The organism is Polaromonas sp. P1_G2 (assembly GCF_056405515.1).
Window position 1 is genome coordinate 1 of record NZ_JBFUBY010001188.1, and the last position, 444, is coordinate 444.

Genomic DNA, 444 nt, shown 5'->3' on the forward strand with positions numbered 1-444 from the left:
CGGTAGGGCGGATAGAACAGGGCGCCGGCAAAGGCCCCCGGTGTGAAATTGGTCTCCCGCAACAGCGAGGTCAATTGCCCCCGCGAATAGGGCCGGCCGGCGCCGAAGGGCGTATGCTCGAGCCGCGCCCAGACACCGCGCCGGTTCGGCACCACGATCACCAGCCGCCCGCCCGGCGCCAGCACACGATAGATCTCTTTCAGCATTTCGCGGGGATTCTCGGCGAATTCCAGCGAATGCACCAGGAGGATGCGGTCGATAGAGGAATCCGGCAAAGGAAGATCCTCGTCGAACACCAGCGCGGTGGAGGACAGCGCCCCGGCCGGCCAGTTGACTGCCCCCTGCCCGGCCGGCATGAAGGCAAACGTGCGCTCTGCCCCTTCCCGGAACCGCTCCAGATAAGGCAGCGCATAGCCGAGCCCGATCAACCGCTCGTCCGGCAGG

1 protein-coding gene is annotated in these 444 nt (G+C 66.7%); it reads right to left on the bottom strand.

Annotation, left to right across the window (positions count from 1 at the left end):
• The coding region (locus tag AC1D0P_RS29700; protein WP_477680011.1) for a class I SAM-dependent methyltransferase at positions 1-444 on the bottom strand (444 nt) is incomplete at both ends.